We start from the raw sequence: 16,389 nt of genomic DNA, 5'->3' as shown, positions 1-16,389 counted from the left end.
TGCCTCAGATATGCAGGATGAATTCGCGTACCAGCTTGCTGCCGAAGTAGGCCAGCATCAGCAGGCAGAACCCTGCGAGGGTCCAGCGAATGGCCTTGTGGCCGCGCCAGCCGAGCTGGTGGCGACCCCAGAGCAGAACGGCGAACACCACCCAGGCGAAGCAGGACAGGATGGTCTTGTGCGCCAGGTGCTGGGCGAACAGGTCGTCGATGTACAGCGCGCCGGACAGCAGCGACAGCGACAGCAGCAGCCAGCCCGCGAAGAGGAAGCCGAACAGCAGGCTCTCCATGGTCTGCAGCGGCGGGAAGTTGCGGATGAGCCCAGATGGATGCTTGTGCTTGAGCTGGTAGTCCTGCAGCAGCAGCAGGACCGACTGGAACACGGCGATGGTCAGCATGCCGTAGGCCAGGATCGAGAACAGGATGTGGGCGAGGATGCCGGGGTGTTCGTCGATCGGATTGATGGTGCCGCTGGGAATGAACTCCGCCGCCAGCACCGTCAGGGTGCCGAGCGGAAACAGCAGCAACAGCAGGTTCTCCACCGGAATGCGTGCGCAGGCCAGGAGGATCAGGGCGATGACGGCGCAGGCGATGAGGCTGGCGGCGTTGAAGAAGTCCAGGTTCAGGCCGTGGGCGTCATACAGCTGGAAGAACAGGCTGACGACATGCAGGCACAGGGCAAGCGTACCGAGCGCTACCAGCAGGCGTTTGTCCGGGATGCTGCGCTTGGTCAGGCGCAGCCCTTGATAAGCAGTGGCGCCGGCATAAAGGAAGGCGGCGGCAAGACTGGGCAACAGAGGGTGCATAAATCCGTGTAAGGCGAGCCCGAAAGGCGCTGAGTGTGGCACAGAAGGGTATCGGCACGAAAGACTGGCGGCGGTGTCGGCCGCTCGGCGACTTCGCTATAATCCGCCGCTTGTCGCACATCCGGTACGCCGGGTCGCACCCTATTCAAGGAACGCGCATGTTCGAAAATCTTACCGATCGCCTGTCCCAGACGCTGCGTAACGTCACGGGCAAGGCCAAGCTGACCGAAGACAACATCAAGGACACCCTGCGCGAAGTGCGCATGGCGCTGCTCGAAGCCGACGTGGCTTTGCCGGTGGTCAAGGAGTTCGTCGGCAAGGTCAAGGAACGCGCCGTCGGCACCGAGGTGTCCAAGAGCCTGACCCCGGGCCAGGCCTTCGTGAAGATCGTCCGCGCCGAGCTGGAAGAGCTGATGGGCGCGGCCAACGAGGACCTGGCGCTGAATGCCGCGCCGCCTGCCGTGGTGCTGATGGCTGGTCTGCAGGGTGCGGGCAAGACCACCACCGCCGGCAAGCTGGCCAAGTTCCTCAAGGAGCGCAAGAAGAAGTCGGTGTTGCTGGTCTCTGCCGACGTCTATCGTCCGGCGGCGATCAAGCAGCTGGAAACCCTGGCTGGCGACCTCGACGTCACCTTCTTCCCCTCCGATGCCAGCCAGAAGCCGGTGGACATCGCCAACGCGGCGATCCGCGAGGCCAAGCTCAAGTTCATCGACGTGGTCATCCTCGATACCGCCGGTCGCCTGGCCGTCGACGCCGAGATGATGGCCGAGATCCAGGCGCTGCACGCGGCGGTCAAGCCGGTGGAGACGCTGTTCGTGGTCGATGCCATGACCGGCCAGGATGCCGCCAACACGGCCAAGGCGTTCAGCGACGCGCTGCCGCTGACCGGCGTGGTGCTGACCAAGGTCGACGGCGACGCCCGTGGCGGTGCCGCGCTGTCGGTGCGACATATCACCGGCAAGCCGATCAAGTTCATCGGTATGGGCGAGAAGAGCGATGCGCTCGAGCCTTTCCACCCTGATCGTATCGCCTCGCGCATCCTCGGCATGGGCGACGTGCTCAGCCTCATCGAGCAGGCCGAGCAGACCCTCGACCGCGAGAAGGCCGAGAAACTCACCAAGAAGCTGAAGAAGGGCAAGGGCTTCGATCTCGAAGACTTCCGCGACCAGCTGCAGCAGATGAAGAACATGGGCGGCCTTGGCGGCCTGATGGACAAGCTGCCGTCCATCGGCGGCGTCAACCTGTCGCAGATGGGCAACGCCCAGGGCGCAGCCGAGAAGCAATTCAAGCAGATGGAGGCGATCATCAACTCGATGACGCCTGCCGAGCGACGTGACCCGGAGATGATCAGCGGTTCGCGCAAGCGCCGTATCGCGCAGGGTTCCGGCACCCAGGTGCAGGACATCGGGCGTCTGATCAAGCAGCACAAGCAGATGCAGAAGATGATGAAGAAATTCACCGCCAAGGGCGGCATGGCCAAGATGATGCGCGGCATGGGCGGCATGTTGCCCGGCGGCGGCATGCCGAAATTCTGATCTCTGCAGCCCGGTCGATGGCCGGCTGGAAAAAGAGATTTGCAAACCGCCGCATAATCCTTAAAATATGCGGCCTTTCGGGCCCAGGCCCATTTTTAATGTGTGCCTCAAGTTAGCACCGACTATAGGAACGATGTTCACATGGTAACCATCCGTCTTGCTCGTGGCGGCTCCAAAAAGCGCCCCTTCTACCACCTGACCGTGACCAACAGCCGCAATGCGCGCGATGGTCGTTTCGTTGAGCGTATCGGTTTCTTCAACCCGATCGCTGCCGGTGGCGAAGTGCGTCTGTCCGTCGACCAGGAGCGTGCGACCTACTGGCTGGGCCAGGGCGCTCAGCCGTCTGAGCGTGTTGCTCAGCTGCTCAAGGAAGCTGCCAAGGCTGCTGCCTAAGCATCTTTATGAGTACGACGCCGGCCGTCGCCGAGGACCTGATCGTTCTCGGCAAGATTGTCTCGGTGCACGGCGTCAGGGGTGAAGTGAAGGTGTACTCCTTTACCGATCCCATCGATAACGTGCTCGATTACCGAAACTGGACGCTCAAGCGTGACGGTGAGGTAAAGAAAGTGGAACTGGCCAGCGGCCGCCTGCAAGGCAAGGTGCTGGTAGCCAAGTTGAAGGGTCTGGATGATCGCGAAGTCGCGCGTAGCTACGCCGGTTTCGAGATCTGCGTGCCGCGTAGCGAGCTGCCGGATCTGGAGGAAGGTGAGTTCTACTGGTACCAGTTGCAGGGCTTGAAGGTCATCGATCAGGCAGGGCAGTTGCTCGGTGTGATCGACCACTTGTTCGAGACCGGTGCCAACGATGTGATGGTGGTCAAGGCCTGTGCGGGCAGCCTGGATGATCGCGAGCGGCTGTTGCCCTATACGGAGCAATGCGTGCTGTCGATCGACCTGGCCGCTGGCGAGATGCGGGTCGACTGGGATGCGGATTTCTAAGGCTCATGCGCGTAGAAGTCATCACGCTGTTCCCGGAGATGTTCGCCGCCATTGGCGAGTACGGCATCACCAGTCGTGCGGTGAGGCAGGAGCTGCTCAAGCTCAACTGCTGGAATCCGCGGGACTACACAACGGATCGCCACCATACGGTGGATGACCGTCCCTTCGGCGGTGGCCCGGGGATGGTGATGAAGATCAAGCCTCTCGAGGATGCCCTGGCCAGCGCCAGGCAAGCCGCGGGGGAGACGGCGAAGGTGATTTACCTGTCGCCGCAGGGGCGTCGTCTGAATCAGGCGGCGGTCCGCGAGCTGGCGCAGGAGGATGCACTGATCCTGATCGCCGGTCGTTATGAAGGCATCGACGAGCGTTTCATCGAGACGCATGTCGATGAGGAATGGTCGATTGGCGACTACGTCCTGTCCGGCGGTGAGCTGCCGGCCATGGTGCTGATCGATGCGGTGACGCGCCTTTTGCCTGGTGCATTGGGTCATGCCGATTCGGCCGAGGAGGACTCCTTTACGGATGGCCTGCTCGACTGCCCGCACTACACCCGACCGGAGGTGTATGCGGATAAACGTGTTCCTGACGTGTTGCTTAGTGGCAACCACGAACACATCCGGCGCTGGCGTTTGCAGCAGTCCCTTGGTCGGACCTGGGAACGTCGCGCTGATCTTCTGGATAGCCGCTCGCTTTCTGGAGAAGAGAAGAAGCTGCTGGAGGAATACATCCGCCAGCGGGACGATAGTTAACGTATCGATGGCAGGCCGGGAGGCTTGTCTTAGGAGCGCAGCATGACCAACAAGATTATCCAGATGCTCGAAGCCGAGCAGATGAACAAAGAAATCCCGACTTTCGCACCGGGCGACACCGTTGTCGTGCAAGTGAAAGTGAAGGAAGGCGACCGTCAGCGTCTGCAGGCCTTCGAAGGCGTCGTTATCGCCAAGCGTAACCGTGGCCTGAACAGCGCTTTCACCGTGCGCAAGATCTCCAGCGGTGTAGGCGTCGAGCGTACCTTCCAGACCTACTCCCCGCTGGTCGACAGCCTGAGCGTCAAGCGTCGCGGTGACGTGCGCAAGGCCAAGCTGTACTACCTGCGCGACCTGTCCGGCAAAGCCGCGCGCATCAAGGAAAAGCTGTCCTAAGTTCGGACGCTTCTCTGAAAAAAGCAGCCTACGGGCTGCTTTTTTCGTTTCTGGGCCGCGTTGACCGATGGGTTTCGTGGCCAGGTCCATCCATAGAATGAGCAGTCGTGGCATGACCCCGAGAGAGCAGGAAATCCAGCGGCGTACCCAGTTGTCGGAAACCCGCGTGACCAAGGCGGTGTTCCCGCCGACCACCAACCATCACAACACCCTGTTCGGCGGCACGGCGCTGGCCTGGATGGACGAGGTGTCGTTCATCGCCGCCACGCGTTTCTGCCGCCTGCCGCTGGTGACCGTGTCCAGCGATCGTATCGATTTCAAGCATGCGATCCCGGCGGGGTCGATCGTCGAGTTGATCGGTCGGGTGGTCAAGGTTGGCAACACCAGCCTCAAGGTGGAGGTCGAGGTGTTCGTCGAGGGCCTTTACCAGGAGGGGCGCGAGCGGGCCATCAGCGGCAGCTTCAGCTTCGTCGCCGTCGACGAGCAGCAGAAGCCGGTGCCGGTGCTGCCGGGCTTCGCGCAGTAGGCGTGCAGCGGCTCAGGGGCGCAGGCTGACTTTCAGGCTGGCCTGCGACAGGTCGATGTTGTGCAGGCTCAGGTTGCCGAAGCTCTGCCCGGCAGGGGCGTCCTTGACCCGGATGTTGTCGAAGCGCAGCTCACCGATCGAGCTGGGCAGGTTGACGTTGAACGAACCGTCGTTGTTCAGCGTCGAGCGCAGCTTGCCGGTGTCGTAGCGCACGTCGCTCAGACGGGTTTCGGCGTCCAGGTTGTCGAGTACCGGCATCACCAGCTTGGCCAGCTGCTTGACCGTGCCCAGTCCGTCGCCGCTTTCCGCACGCAGCAGCAGCCCCTGCAGCGCGTCGTCCAGGCCCTGCGCGCTGACCTCGCTCATCTCGCTGTCGCTCAGTGACTGCATGCCTCGCGGCGTTTCTTCCTGGCTGATGCTGCTGGGGGGCTGCAGGCGCTGGATGTCGGCGCTGGCCATCTGAAAGGGGGTCATCAGCGCGGCCACCAGGGTGGCGGCGAGGCGCAGGTTGCTCTGCTTCTTCAGCGCCTTGCCCAGTTGCTTCTGGGTCAGCAGACCTTGTTCCACCAGCACCTCGCCGAGGCGCTTGTGGCTGGTCAGCTGTACCTTGATGGCAGCATCCAGCTGCGCGCTGCTGATCAGTCCCTTGTTGATCAGTATCTGGCCGAGTCGAGAGTTGACGTGCTGGGACATGACGGGCTACCAAGTGTGTGATGGCATGGTGGAATCATGGGTGTGACATCCCTGTCTGTCACCCAACCAAAGATAGGCTACCCCGCAGTCGGTCCCGTGGCCGCGGGTTGTTCCTCTACGGGTGCGGCAGGTGCTGTTTCCTCTGTTTCGATAAGTGCCATCAGCGTCCAGCCCGTGCCGGGTGTGAAGGTCAGCGGCTGGGTGGCGATGTGCAGCCAGCCGTTGGGTGCGCGGGCCAGCAGCAGGGTCGCGCGTTTGCCGTACAGCGCGGTGTAGGCATCCCAGTCGAAGGTCTCGCTCAGGGTGGTGCTGCGGACCTCGTCGCCACGCGCCAGCCGGCTGGCGAATTGAGGATAGCTCAGCGCCTGGCTGCCGATCGCCGTGCCCCGTACTTCATCGCTGCTGCGATGCTTGTCGCTGCGCCTGCCGTCGGCGCTGGTGGGCAGGGTGAAGCGCCGGTTCCTCGGGAAGTCATGGCGGAAATGCATGCAGGCCAGGGCGTTCAGCTCCGCCGACGGCGCCAGTGCCAGCAGGTGGCCGAGGCCGACCAGGTCCAGGTGCGCTTCGGCGTGTTGCGAGGTCGGGTTGCCGAAGTAGGTGGGCAATCCGGCCATGCGCGCGGCGCGGATGTTCTCCCAGCTCGAGTCGGTCAGCAGGACCTGGCTGCCGAGCCCCTGGATGGCCTTGCCCACTGCCCGGGCGACCGGGTTGGCACCGACGATCAGGAAGCCGCTCGGCGAGGGTTCCGTCACCTTCAGCAGGCGCGCCAGCGGGCGTGCCGTGGCGCTTTGCAGCACCACGGTGCCGATGATGACCAGGAAGGTCAGTGGCACCAGCAGCTGGGCCTGTTCGTTCCCCTGCTGCTCCAGGCGCAGGGCGAAGATCGCCGAGACCGCTGCGGCGACGATGCCGCGCGGGGCGATCCAGGCCAGCAGGGCGCGTTCACGCCAGTTCAGGCTCGAGCCCAGTGTGCAGGCGAGGATGTTCAGCGGCCGGGCGATCAGCTGGATCACGGCGAGCAGCACCAGCGTCGCCGGCCCCAGGGCCAGCAGGGCGTAGAGGTCCAGCCGGGCGGCGAGGATGATGAACAGGCCGGAGATCAGCAGCACGCTGAGGTTCTCCTTGAAATGCAGGATCGGGCGGATGTCCACGCCGCGCATGTTGGCCAGCCACATGCCCATGATCGTCACCGCCAGCAGGCCGGACTCGTGCACCAGCAGGTTGGCGGCGATGAAGATGCCCAGCACGGCGGCCAGCGAGGCGAAGTTGTGCAGGTACTCCGGCAGCCAGCGACGGCGCAGGACGATACCGAAGGCCCAGCCGGCGGCGGCGCCGAGCAGGCTGCCGCAGGCGATCACCGCGGCGAAGGTGCTGAGGCTCTCGCTCAGCGCATTGCCCTCGCCGTAGCTGACGATGAAGGCGAAGGTCACCACCGCCAGCAGGGCGCCGATGGGGTCGATGACGATGCCTTCCCAGCGCAGGATGTTGGCGACTGCCGACGTGGGGCGAACCACGCGCAGCATCGGGGCGATCACCGTGGGGCCGGTCACCAGCGTCAGGGTGCCGAACAGCAGGGCGAGGTCCCAGGCGAAGCCCAGCAGGTAGTGGCTGGCCAGGCTGATCACGGCCCAGGTGAGCAGGGCGCCGAGGGTCACCAGGCGATGCACGACCTTGCCGATCTCGCGCCATTCGGAGAGGTGCAGGGTCAGGCTGCCTTCGAACAGGATCAGGGCGACGGCCAGCGAGATGAAGGGAAACAGCAACGGGCCGAACAGCTCCTGTGGGTCGAGCAGACCCAGCAGGGGGCCGGCGAGAATACCGCCGAACAGCAGGAACAGAATGGCCGGCAGGCGCAGTCGCCAGGCCAGCCATTGGCTGGCCAGTGCCAGCAGGCCGATGCCGCCCAGGCTCAGCAGGATCTGTGTTTCGCTCATCGAATCTCCCTATCTGGTATTTCTGGAAACTGCCTGCGTGGCCATCACAGCGTCGAAAACAGGCGCAAAGTGCTCATTGCATAGCGGGTAGACTGCACGTCTTCGCCTGTTCTTGCCTTGCGCTGGTTGCCTCGCCCACGGCTGTAGAGTTGCCCTATCGCGGTGAGGCTGTGGAAAACTAGCGGCACATTTTGTCATGGGTCGTCGATGTCAACGTTAACTCATCCCCTGATCGAGCGCTTCCTCGAGGCGTTGTGGTTGGAAAAGGGGCTCTCCGCCCATACGCAGGCCGCCTATCGCAGCGACCTGGAGCACTTCAACGCCTGGCTGGATGCGCGTGGCCTGGCGTTGCAGCACATCGGTCGCGACGCGATTCTCGATCACCTGGCCTGGCGCCTCGAACAGGGCTACCAGGCGCGCTCGACGGCGCGCTTCCTGTCCGGGCTGCGGGGGTTCTACCGTTTCCTGCTGCGCGAGACCCTGATCGGCGAAGACCCGACGTTGCAGGTCGACCTGCCGCAGATCGGTCGGCCGCTGCCCAAGTCGCTGTCGGAGGCCGATGTCGAGGCCCTGTTGCAGGCGCCCGATCTGGACGACCCCATCGGCCTGCGCGATCGCGCCATGCTCGAGGTGCTCTACGCCTGCGGGTTGCGGGTCAGCGAGCTGGTGGGCCTGACGCTTGAGCAGGTCAATCTGCGCCAGGGGGTGTTGCGGGTGTTCGGCAAGGGCAGCAAGGAACGCCTGGTGCCGCTGGGCGAGGAGGCCATCGCCTGGATCGAGCGCTACACGCGCGAGGCGCGCCCGCTGTTGCTCGGTGGCAAGCCCAGTGATGTGCTGTTTCCCAGTCTGCGGGGTGAGCAGATGACCCGGCAGACCTTCTGGCACCGGATCAAGCACCAGGCCCGTGTCGCGGGGATCGCCAAGGCACTGTCGCCGCATACCCTGCGGCATGCCTTCGCTACCCACCTGCTCAACCATGGTGCCGATCTGCGCGTGGTGCAGATGCTGCTGGGGCACAGCGACCTGTCCACCACGCAGATCTATACCCACATCGCCCGCGCGCGTCTGCAGGAACTGCACGCCCAGCATCATCCGCGCGGCTGATCGCGGATGAACGAAACCCCGCCGTCGTTGCCGAGGGCGGGGTGCGTTCTGCCGGTGGTTTATTTCAGGCTGTTCTTCAGCGCCTGGGCGGCCTGGTCCATGGCACTGCGTACCGCTGGGACCTCCGCGACCACGTTGAGCAGCCCGTAGTCATGGATCATGCCGTTGTAGCGCACCGAGGTGACCGCGACGCCGGCGGCGTTCAGGCGGCGGGCGTAGGCTTCGCCTTCATCACGCAGCACGTCCATCTCGGCGGTCTGCACCAGTGCCGGCGGCAGGCCCTGCAGCTGTTCCAGGCTGGCGCGCAGCGGCGAGGCGTAGATCTCGTTACGCTGCTTCGGGTCGCTGGTGTAGTTGTCCCAGAACCATTCCATCATGCCGCGGGTCAGGAAGTGGCCTTCGGCGAACTGGTTGTAGGACGCGTTGTTGAAGTTGGCATCGGTGACCGGCCACAGCAGCAACTGGAAGCGCAGCTTCGGTGTGCCGGCGGCCTTCGCCTTGAGGGCGACCACGGCCGCCATGTTGCCGCCGACGCTGTTACCGGCCACGGCCAGGCGCGAGCCGTCGACACCGATCTTGCTGCCGTTGTCCGCGACCCATTTGGTCGCTGCATAGGCCTGGTTGATCGCGGTCGGGTACCTGGCTTCCGGCGACGGCGTGTAGTCGACGTAGATCGCCGCGGCGCCGGAGCCCACCACCAGGTCACGGATCAGCCGCTCGTGGGTCGGATAGTCACCCAGTACCCAGCCGCCACCGTGGAAGAACATGAAGCCGGGCAGTACGCCGCGAGCGCCTTCGGGACGTACCACCTTGAGGGTGATGGCCTGGCCGTCCACATCGATCGTCCTGGTCTCCACGGTGATGCCGGACAGGTCCACCTTGACGCTGGCCTGGGCGCCCACCAGCACGCCGCGGGCGTCTTTCGGGGCGAGCGTTTCCAGGGGCTGGCCAGCACCTGCGGCCAGTGCGTCGAGGAAACCCTGGGTGTTGCGTTCCACGCCGGGGCTGCCGGCGGCGAAGCTGTTGCCGATGGCCAGGGCGAGCAGCCCGGCGGTCAGCGTGCGAGAGATGTTCATGGTCAAACTCCTGTCGTTAGGTAGGGCTGCTGGGTTCAGTTCTGGTTGCTGCACACGCTGGACAGCTGTTCGTAGTCGAGGACGTGCACCTCGCCCGCGCTGTTGCGGTAGGTCATCTTCGCCGTCACGACCTCGCACTGCGGGCTATTCGGCACCTCGATGGCGATCACCTTGGCGATATCCAGGTCCTGCCCGTAGCGATAGGGCGTGGCTTGCGCGCCGTGGGCGACGCTGGTCAGCGAGGCGCCAAGCGAGAGAGTCGTCAGGGCGATGGCGAACAGGGGGCGGGTTTTCATGCTGCTTCTCCTCTCGGGCAGCGCTCGGGTCCTGGCCGCGAGCGCTGGCTGCTGTCTGTCAGACGATGGTCAGGGTGACGTCGATGTTGCCGCGGGTGGCGTTGGAGTACGGGCAGACGATGTGCGCGCGATCCACCAGGGTCTGTGCCGCTTCAGGGGCGAGGCCGGGCAGGCTGATCCGCAGCTCGACCTCGATGCCGAAGCCGGTGGGGATGGCGCCGATGCCTACGGTGCCTTCGATGAAGGTGTCAGCCGGAATGCTCAGCTTGTCGCGAGCTGCGACGAACTTCAGCGCGCCGAGGAAGCAGGCGGAATAGCCGGCTGCGAACAGTTGCTCGGGGTTGGTGCCGTTGCCGCCTGCGCCGCCGAGTTCCTTCGGGGTGGTCAGGGCGATGTCCAGGATGCCGTCGGAAGAGACGGCGCGGCCTTCACGGCCACCAAAGGCTTCGGCGGTTGCACGGTAGAGAACGTTTTCGATGGTCATGGCGGTAATCCTCTTGGGTTGGGGTTGGATGGAGTGGTTCGCCAATGATTTGTGCGCTAACCGTTTCCATGGGGCGAACTGTATTGCGCAAAAGATTTGTGCGCAAGATAAGTTTATCGAGTATTTCGCTATATGGATATGTTGCGCAGGAATAAGGAGCGAAGAGGGGGTGGAGGGTGCGCGCGTAAAATGCCCGTGTGCTGCTGACGCGTGTGCCGTCTGTTAGCTGTTCGGCTGTCTGCGACGCCATCTGTGGTAGGCTGTTGCGATTTTCACCGGTCCGTCGTTCGACAGGAGTGTTCATGTCCCTGACCCGTATTTCCGCTGCCCTGGCGCTCATGCTGGGCGCTGGCGTCTCGATGGCTGCAGAACCTGACCAGGCCATTCGTCAGGCGCTGAAGTCGCTCGACGCCAACTTGCCGATCGAAGCCATTGCCGAGAGCCCGATGTCGGGCATCTATCAGGTTCAGCTGGAGGGTGGGCGGCAGCTCTACACCAGTGCGGACGGCCAGTTCCTGATCCAGGGCTATCTGTTCCAGGTCAAGGATGGCAAGGCGGTCAACCTCACCGAGATCGAAGAGAGCCGTGCGGTGGCCAAGCAGATCAATGCCATTCCGGCCAAGGAAATGGTGGTGTTCGCGCCCAAGGCGCCGAAAACCCATATCACCGTGTTCACCGACACCGATTGTGGCTACTGCCAGAAGCTGCACAGTGAAGTGCCGGAGCTCAATCGCCTGGGCGTCGAAGTGCGCTACGTGGCCTTCCCGCGCCAGGGCCTGAACAGCCCGGCAGCCAAGGAACTGGCCAGCGTCTGGTGCAGCAAGGATCGCCAGGCGGCGATGAACCTGGCCAAGACTCGCCAGGCGGTGCCGGAGGCGGACTGCGACAACCCGGTGGCCAAGCAGTATCAGTTGGGCCAGATGATCGGTGTCAACGGTACGCCGGCCATCGTGCTGGCCAACGGCAAGATGATTCCGGGTTACCAGCCGGCGCCGCAGCTGGCCAGGATCGCCCTGGAGTCGAACGATTGAGTGCGGATTGACTAACAAACAGCCGCTTCGTAATGTGCGGCTCTTTTCGGCGGCCGGGGCTTGCTCCGGCCGTTTTATGCAGTGCTGATGGGGATATAGAGCGTGAAGCCGGTCAAAGTGGGTATCTGTGGGCTGGGGACCGTAGGTGGCGGTACTCTGAATGTACTCAAGCGCAACGCCGAGGAAATTACCCGGCGTGCCGGTCGCGGCATCGAGATTGCCCAGATCGCCATTCGTTCGCCCAAGCCGCAATACGACACGACCGGCATCCAGATCACCCGTGACGTCTTCGAGCTGGTCAACAACCCGGACATCGATGTGGTCGTCGAGCTGATCGGCGGCTACACCCTGGCCCGCGAGCTGGTGCTCAAGGCCATCGACAACGGCAAGCACGTGGTCACCGCGAACAAGGCGCTGATCGCCGTACACGGCAACGAGATCTTCGCCCGTGCCCGCGAGAAGGGCGTGATCGTCGCGTTCGAGGCGGCGGTTGCCGGTGGCATTCCGGTGATCAAGGCGATTCGCGAAGGCTTGGCGGCCAACCGCATCAATTGGCTGGCCGGCATCATCAACGGCACCGGCAACTTCATCCTCACCGAGATGCGTGAGAAGGGGCGTGCCTTCGAAGACGTGCTCAAGGAAGCGCAGGCGCTGGGTTATGCCGAGGCCGATCCGACCTTCGACGTCGAAGGCATCGACGCCGCGCACAAGCTGACCATCCTGGCCTCCATCGCCTTCGGCGTGCCGCTGCAGTTCGACAAGGCCTATACCGAAGGCATCACCCGGCTGACCACTGCCGACGTGAACTATGCCGAGGCATTGGGCTATCGCATCAAGCACCTGGGTGTCGCCCGTCGCACCGAGGCCGGCATCGAGCTGCGCGTGCACCCGACGTTGATCCCGGCGGACCGCCTGATCGCCAACGTCAACGGCGTGATGAACGCGGTGATGGTCAATGGCGATGCCGTCGGTAGCACCCTGTATTACGGTGCCGGCGCGGGCATGGAGCCGACCGCCTCGGCGGTGGTGGCGGACCTGGTGGACGTGGTGCGTGCCCTGACCACCGACCCGACCAATCGCGTGCCGCACCTGGCGTTCCAGCCTGACTCGCTGTCCGATCACCCGATCCTGCCCATCGAGCAGTGCGAGAGCGCCTACTACCTGCGTATCCAGGCCAAGGATCACCCGGGTGTGCTGGCGCAGGTGGCGAGCATCCTCTCCGAGCGTGGCATCAACATCGAGTCGATCATGCAGAAGGAAGCCGAGGAGCAGGACGGCCTGGTGCCGATGATCCTGGTAACTCACCGTGTGATCGAGGCGCGCATCATCGACGCCATCGCCGCCATGGAGGCGCTGGACGGCGTAACTTCGCCGGTCATGCGCCTGCGTGTCGAGCAGCTCAACTAATTCCGTGTCCACCTGCGGGCTGCGGGCCCGCAGGTGCAGCAAACGAAGGTCTATCCCATGCGCTATATCAGTACTCGCGGCCAGGCGCCGGCCCTGAATTTCGAAGACGTGCTGCTGGCCGGCCTGGCTAGTGATGGTGGTCTCTACGTGCCGGAGAACCTGCCGCGCTTCACCGTAGAGGAAATCGCCTCCTGGGCGGGCTTGCCGTACCACGAGCTGGCGTTCCGCGTGATGCGCCCGTTCGTGGCGGGTTCCATCGCCGATGCCGATTTCAAGAAGATCCTCGAAGAGACCTACGGTGTCTTCGCGCACAACGCCGTGGCGCCGCTGCGCCAGCTGAACGGCAACGAGTGGGTCATGGAGCTGTTCCACGGTCCGACCCTGGCGTTCAAGGACTTCGCCCTGCAACTGCTCGGTCGCCTGCTCGACCACGTGCTGGCCAAGCGTGGCGAGCGCGTGGTGATCATGGGAGCGACCAGTGGTGATACCGGTTCCGCTGCCATCGAAGGCTGCAAGGCCTGCGACAATGTCGACATCTTCATCATGCACCCGCACAACCGGGTGTCCGAAGTGCAGCGTCGGCAGATGACCACCATCCTCGGCGAGAACATCCACAACATCGCCATCGAAGGCAACTTCGACGACTGCCAGGAGATGGTCAAGGCCAGCTTCGCCGACCAGGGCTTCCTCAAGGGCACCCGTCTGGTGGCGGTCAACTCGATCAACTGGGCGCGGATCATGGCCCAGATCGTCTACTACTTCCACGCCGCGCTGCAGCTCGGTGCGCCGGCGCGTTCGGTGGCCTTCTCGGTGCCGACCGGCAACTTCGGCGACATCTTCGCCGGTTACCTGGCGCGCAACATGGGCCTGCCGGTCAGTCAGCTGATCGTCGCCACCAACCGCAACGACATCCTGCACCGCTTCATGAGCGGCAATCAGTACGTCAAGGAAACCCTGCATCCGACCCTGTCGCCGTCGATGGACATCATGGTCTCGTCCAACTTCGAGCGGCTGCTGTTCGACCTGCACGGTCGCAATGGCGCCGCCATCGCCGGTCTGATGGACAGCTTCAAGCAGGGTGGCGGCTTCAGTGTCGAGGAAGATCGCTGGGTCGAGGCGCGCAAGCTGTTCGACTCGCTGGCGGTGAATGACGAGCAGACCTGTGAAACCATCACCGAGGTGTACAAGGAGTGCGGCGAGCTGCTCGATCCGCACACGGCCATCGGCGTGCGCGCAGCGCGTGAGTGCCGTCGCAGCCTGGCCACGCCGATGGTGGTGCTGGGTACCGCGCACCCGGTCAAGTTCCCCGAGGCGGTGGAGAAGGCGGGTATCGATGCGGTTCCTGCGTTGCCGGCGCACCTGGCCGACCTGTTCCAGCGCGATGAGCGTTGCACCGTGCTGGCCAACGACCTGAAGGTCGTGCAGCAGTTCGTCGCGGCGCATGGCAATCGCGGCAAGCCGCTCTGAGTCGTCTGTCAGCATGCAACCGGCGCCCCAGTGGCGCCGGTTTCGTTTGGGCCTGGCTCAGAGGCTGAAGATCAGCACCAGCAGCGCCGTCAGGGTGATCAGCGTCAGCCAGATCAGGGCATTGAGGCGGCTGGCGCGGAGGATGGCGGCGCCGCGCAGGTGGACGGGAGGGTTGTCCTCCAGATACTGGTCGATGCGGCGTTCGGCCTCCTTCTGGTCGGTCGCCAGGTATTCGCTGAGCAGGTCGATGGCGGCATGGCGCTGCTCGGCATGCAGCAGCTGGCGTACGGCGGGTGGCAGTTCGTTCATGCTGCTGCCGCTCTCCTGTGCGGGTCGGTTGGGGTCATAACTGCGACCGGGTTAGCGCTTTTTCCCGTGCGCCCTGCGTGTGGCTGAGGTTTAATTCGACACGTCGCGAATGGATGCGTTCTAGCCCGATCATGGATGAGCCCTGGCCCCTGCCTCTTTTCTTTTTGTTCCCGTCTGCTGATCGGCTCGTTTCGTGCCGAGGATGACGCCTGCGCGCTCGTCTGACGAACGGTATCACATTTATCACATGTAATTACTTTACGACTCACATGTAAGGGTCTAGGCTGTTGTTCATGGAAAGCAAATCATCAGCCCATTACCAGCGTCTTTATCGTCAGCGTCTGCGCGAGCAGGGGCTGGTGAAGAAGGAAGTCTGGATCTTGCCCGAGCACGCACCGCTGCTGGTTGCGTTCGAGCGCAAACTACGCCAGCCGCAGTCGACGCTGGTTCCGATGGAGAAGGAGGAGGATATGAGCATGCCTCAGGTTTGGACCGCCAAGGCGCTGCATGAAGCGCTGGCGGCAACGGAGTTGTTCCAGAGCGGGCAGGCCGGCATCGAGCTGATTCAGGGCGCCGACGCCAGTCTGCACATCACCATGCGCGAATATGGCGACCTGCCGCTGTTCGTTGCCGTGTTCGGCGAACAGATCATCGTCGAGGCGCTGCTCTGGCCGGCGGCGGACGTGAAGGACGCCGCTGCTTTCAACGAGGAAGTGCTGCGCACCCACAAGCTGTTCCCGCTGTCGTCCATCGGCCTGGAGAAGATGGTCGACGGGCGCGACTGCTACACCATGTTCGGCGCACTGAGCTCCTATTCCACGCTGTCCGATGTGGTGTTCGAGATCGAGCTGCTGGCGGACAACGTGATCAAGGCCACCGAAGCCTATGAAGGCTTCCTCAAGACCGGCGCCTGAGAGGAGAGTATCCATGAACGTCTGGAGCAAATTGCTGACCGCGCTGCGTGGCGGCGCCAACGAGATGGGCGAGGCCGTGGTCGATAGCCAGGCCCTGCGCATTCTCGACCAGGAAATCCGCGACGCCGACAGCGAGCTGCGCAAGTCCAAGGAAGCCCTCGCCGAGATCATGGCCAAGCACAAGCTGGCCAGCGACAAGGTGAGCAAGAGCGCAACCAGCATCGCCGAGTACGAGCAGTACGCTCTCAAGGCGCTGGAAGCGGGCAACGAGACCCTGGCCAAGGAAGTGGCCGAGAAGATCGCCAACCTGGAGGTCGAACAGGCCAGCGAGCGTGAGCAGGCCGAAGGCTTCGCCGCCAGCGTCGCGCAACTGCGCAAGGCCGTGAGTCAGGCCGAGGGCAACATCAAGCGCCTCAAGCAGCAGGTGGATACGGTCAAGGCCACCGAAAGCGTGCAGAAGGCGCAGATGGCCGTGGCCCAGCGCTACGGCGGTTCCCAGGCCAAGCTGCAGACGGCGGTCGAGTCGCTCGAGCGCATCAAGCAGAAGCAGGCCGAGCGTGGCGCGAAGATGGAAGCCTCGGCGGAACTCGCTGCCACCAGCGCACCGGACGACTCGCTGGAAGCCAAGCTGCGAGCTGCGGGCATCAAGGCGGACAGCGCCAGTGCCGACAGCGTGCTGGCGCGCCTGAAGGACAAGTCCAAGGCCTGATCGAGGCTGCATGAACCGG

The 16,389-nt window shown here is 63.8% G+C and carries 19 protein-coding genes; 12 read left to right on the top strand and 7 right to left on the bottom strand.

All coding sequences use genetic code 11. The annotated features are described in order from the left end of the window. Positions 1-4 precede the first annotated feature (4 nt). Positions 5-805 carry an inner membrane protein YpjD gene (locus FIV02_RS18125; protein ID WP_037049443.1) on the bottom strand — a complete coding sequence of 267 codons (801 nt, stop codon included), beginning with the start codon at positions 803-805 and terminating at the stop codon, positions 5-7. A 158-nt stretch (positions 806-963) separates the two neighbouring features. Between FIV02_RS18125 and ffh the strand changes: the two genes are divergently transcribed. The 6 genes from ffh to FIV02_RS18095 all read left to right on the top strand — a co-directional run bounded on the left by ffh (position 964) and on the right by FIV02_RS18095 (position 4,946). Then, positions 964-2,340, top strand: a complete 1,377-nt coding sequence (gene ffh, locus FIV02_RS18120) for a signal recognition particle protein (protein WP_037049441.1) — start codon at positions 964-966, stop codon at positions 2,338-2,340. 141 nt (positions 2,341-2,481) lie between these two features. Beyond that, on the top strand, positions 2,482-2,733 hold the full coding sequence (gene rpsP, locus FIV02_RS18115) for a 30S ribosomal protein S16 (protein ID WP_003246162.1): 252 nt from the start codon (positions 2,482-2,484) through the stop codon (positions 2,731-2,733). Positions 2,734-2,741: 8 nt separating this feature from the next. After that, on the top strand, positions 2,742-3,278 hold the full coding sequence (gene rimM / locus FIV02_RS18110; RefSeq protein WP_037049438.1) for a ribosome maturation factor RimM: 537 nt from the start codon (positions 2,742-2,744) through the stop codon (positions 3,276-3,278). A 5-nt stretch (positions 3,279-3,283) separates the two neighbouring features. Beyond that, complete coding sequence (gene trmD / locus FIV02_RS18105) at positions 3,284-4,027, top strand: tRNA (guanosine(37)-N1)-methyltransferase TrmD (protein WP_037049436.1); 744 nt, start codon at positions 3,284-3,286, stop codon at positions 4,025-4,027. 42 nt (positions 4,028-4,069) lie between these two features. After that, on the top strand, positions 4,070-4,420 hold the full coding sequence (rplS, locus tag FIV02_RS18100) for a 50S ribosomal protein L19 (RefSeq protein WP_003246155.1): 351 nt from the start codon (positions 4,070-4,072) through the stop codon (positions 4,418-4,420). A gap of 112 nt (positions 4,421-4,532) precedes the next feature. Next, the gene (locus FIV02_RS18095) at positions 4,533-4,946 is read left to right on the top strand and encodes an acyl-CoA thioesterase (protein ID WP_037049434.1); all 414 of its coding nucleotides are present in this window, start codon (positions 4,533-4,535) and stop codon (positions 4,944-4,946) included. A 12-nt stretch (positions 4,947-4,958) separates the two neighbouring features. On the opposite strand, the gene FIV02_RS18090 is transcribed toward FIV02_RS18095, so the two are convergent. Both FIV02_RS18090 and FIV02_RS18085 read right to left on the bottom strand, forming a co-directional pair. Then, entirely contained in the window at positions 4,959-5,639 is a 681-nt protein-coding gene (locus tag FIV02_RS18090; RefSeq protein ID WP_152489401.1) for a hypothetical protein, read from the bottom strand. A gap of 77 nt (positions 5,640-5,716) precedes the next feature. Next, complete coding sequence (locus FIV02_RS18085) at positions 5,717-7,573, bottom strand: sodium:proton antiporter (RefSeq protein ID WP_152489400.1); 1,857 nt, start codon at positions 7,571-7,573, stop codon at positions 5,717-5,719. Positions 7,574-7,780: 207 nt separating this feature from the next. Here FIV02_RS18085 and xerD point away from each other — a divergent pair, with 207 nt between their 5' ends. Then, entirely contained in the window at positions 7,781-8,677 is an 897-nt protein-coding gene (gene xerD, locus FIV02_RS18080; protein ID WP_037049426.1) for a site-specific tyrosine recombinase XerD, read from the top strand. A 59-nt stretch (positions 8,678-8,736) separates the two neighbouring features. On the opposite strand, the gene FIV02_RS18075 is transcribed toward xerD, so the two are convergent. The 3 genes from FIV02_RS18075 to FIV02_RS18065 are packed head-to-tail and all read right to left on the bottom strand — an operon-like array spanning position 8,737 to position 10,533. Beyond that, positions 8,737-9,753, bottom strand: a complete 1,017-nt coding sequence (locus FIV02_RS18075) for an alpha/beta hydrolase (protein WP_152489399.1) — start codon at positions 9,751-9,753, stop codon at positions 8,737-8,739. A gap of 35 nt (positions 9,754-9,788) precedes the next feature. Continuing rightward, positions 9,789-10,049, bottom strand: a complete 261-nt coding sequence (locus FIV02_RS18070; protein ID WP_037049420.1) for a DUF2790 domain-containing protein — start codon at positions 10,047-10,049, stop codon at positions 9,789-9,791. A gap of 58 nt (positions 10,050-10,107) precedes the next feature. Continuing rightward, the gene (locus FIV02_RS18065; RefSeq protein WP_036994554.1) at positions 10,108-10,533 is read right to left on the bottom strand and encodes an organic hydroperoxide resistance protein; all 426 of its coding nucleotides are present in this window, start codon (positions 10,531-10,533) and stop codon (positions 10,108-10,110) included. Between the two features lie 302 nt (positions 10,534-10,835). Here FIV02_RS18065 and FIV02_RS18060 point away from each other — a divergent pair, with 302 nt between their 5' ends. The 3 genes from FIV02_RS18060 to thrC all read left to right on the top strand — a co-directional run bounded on the left by FIV02_RS18060 (position 10,836) and on the right by thrC (position 14,438). Continuing rightward, a complete protein-coding gene (locus FIV02_RS18060; RefSeq protein ID WP_047589945.1) occupies positions 10,836-11,564 on the top strand; it encodes a disulfide isomerase DsbC N-terminal domain-containing protein in 729 nt (242 codons plus the stop codon). Positions 11,565-11,666: 102 nt separating this feature from the next. After that, positions 11,667-12,971, top strand: coding sequence for a homoserine dehydrogenase (locus tag FIV02_RS18055; RefSeq protein ID WP_037049416.1), 1,305 nt, complete (start codon positions 11,667-11,669; stop codon positions 12,969-12,971). A gap of 57 nt (positions 12,972-13,028) precedes the next feature. Beyond that, positions 13,029-14,438, top strand: a complete 1,410-nt coding sequence (gene thrC, locus FIV02_RS18050) for a threonine synthase (protein WP_047589944.1) — start codon at positions 13,029-13,031, stop codon at positions 14,436-14,438. A 57-nt stretch (positions 14,439-14,495) separates the two neighbouring features. On the opposite strand, the gene FIV02_RS18045 is transcribed toward thrC, so the two are convergent. Beyond that, on the bottom strand, positions 14,496-14,747 hold the full coding sequence (locus FIV02_RS18045) for a hypothetical protein (protein ID WP_152489398.1): 252 nt from the start codon (positions 14,745-14,747) through the stop codon (positions 14,496-14,498). A gap of 293 nt (positions 14,748-15,040) precedes the next feature. Here FIV02_RS18045 and FIV02_RS18040 point away from each other — a divergent pair, with 293 nt between their 5' ends. Beyond that, positions 15,041-15,661: a YjfI family protein gene (locus FIV02_RS18040; protein WP_047589942.1), complete on the top strand. Its 621-nt coding sequence runs from the start codon at positions 15,041-15,043 to the stop codon at positions 15,659-15,661. Between the two features lie 13 nt (positions 15,662-15,674). Beyond that, positions 15,675-16,370 (top strand): PspA/IM30 family protein, encoded by a 696-nt coding sequence (locus FIV02_RS18035; RefSeq protein ID WP_037049412.1) that lies wholly within the window; start codon positions 15,675-15,677, stop codon positions 16,368-16,370. Positions 16,371-16,389 lie beyond the last annotated feature (19 nt).

The organism is Pseudomonas sp. THAF187a, assembly GCF_009363395.1.
Lineage (GTDB): Bacteria > Pseudomonadota > Gammaproteobacteria > Pseudomonadales > Pseudomonadaceae > Aquipseudomonas > Aquipseudomonas khazarica.
This window is presented reverse-complemented; position numbering and strand designations above follow the sequence as displayed.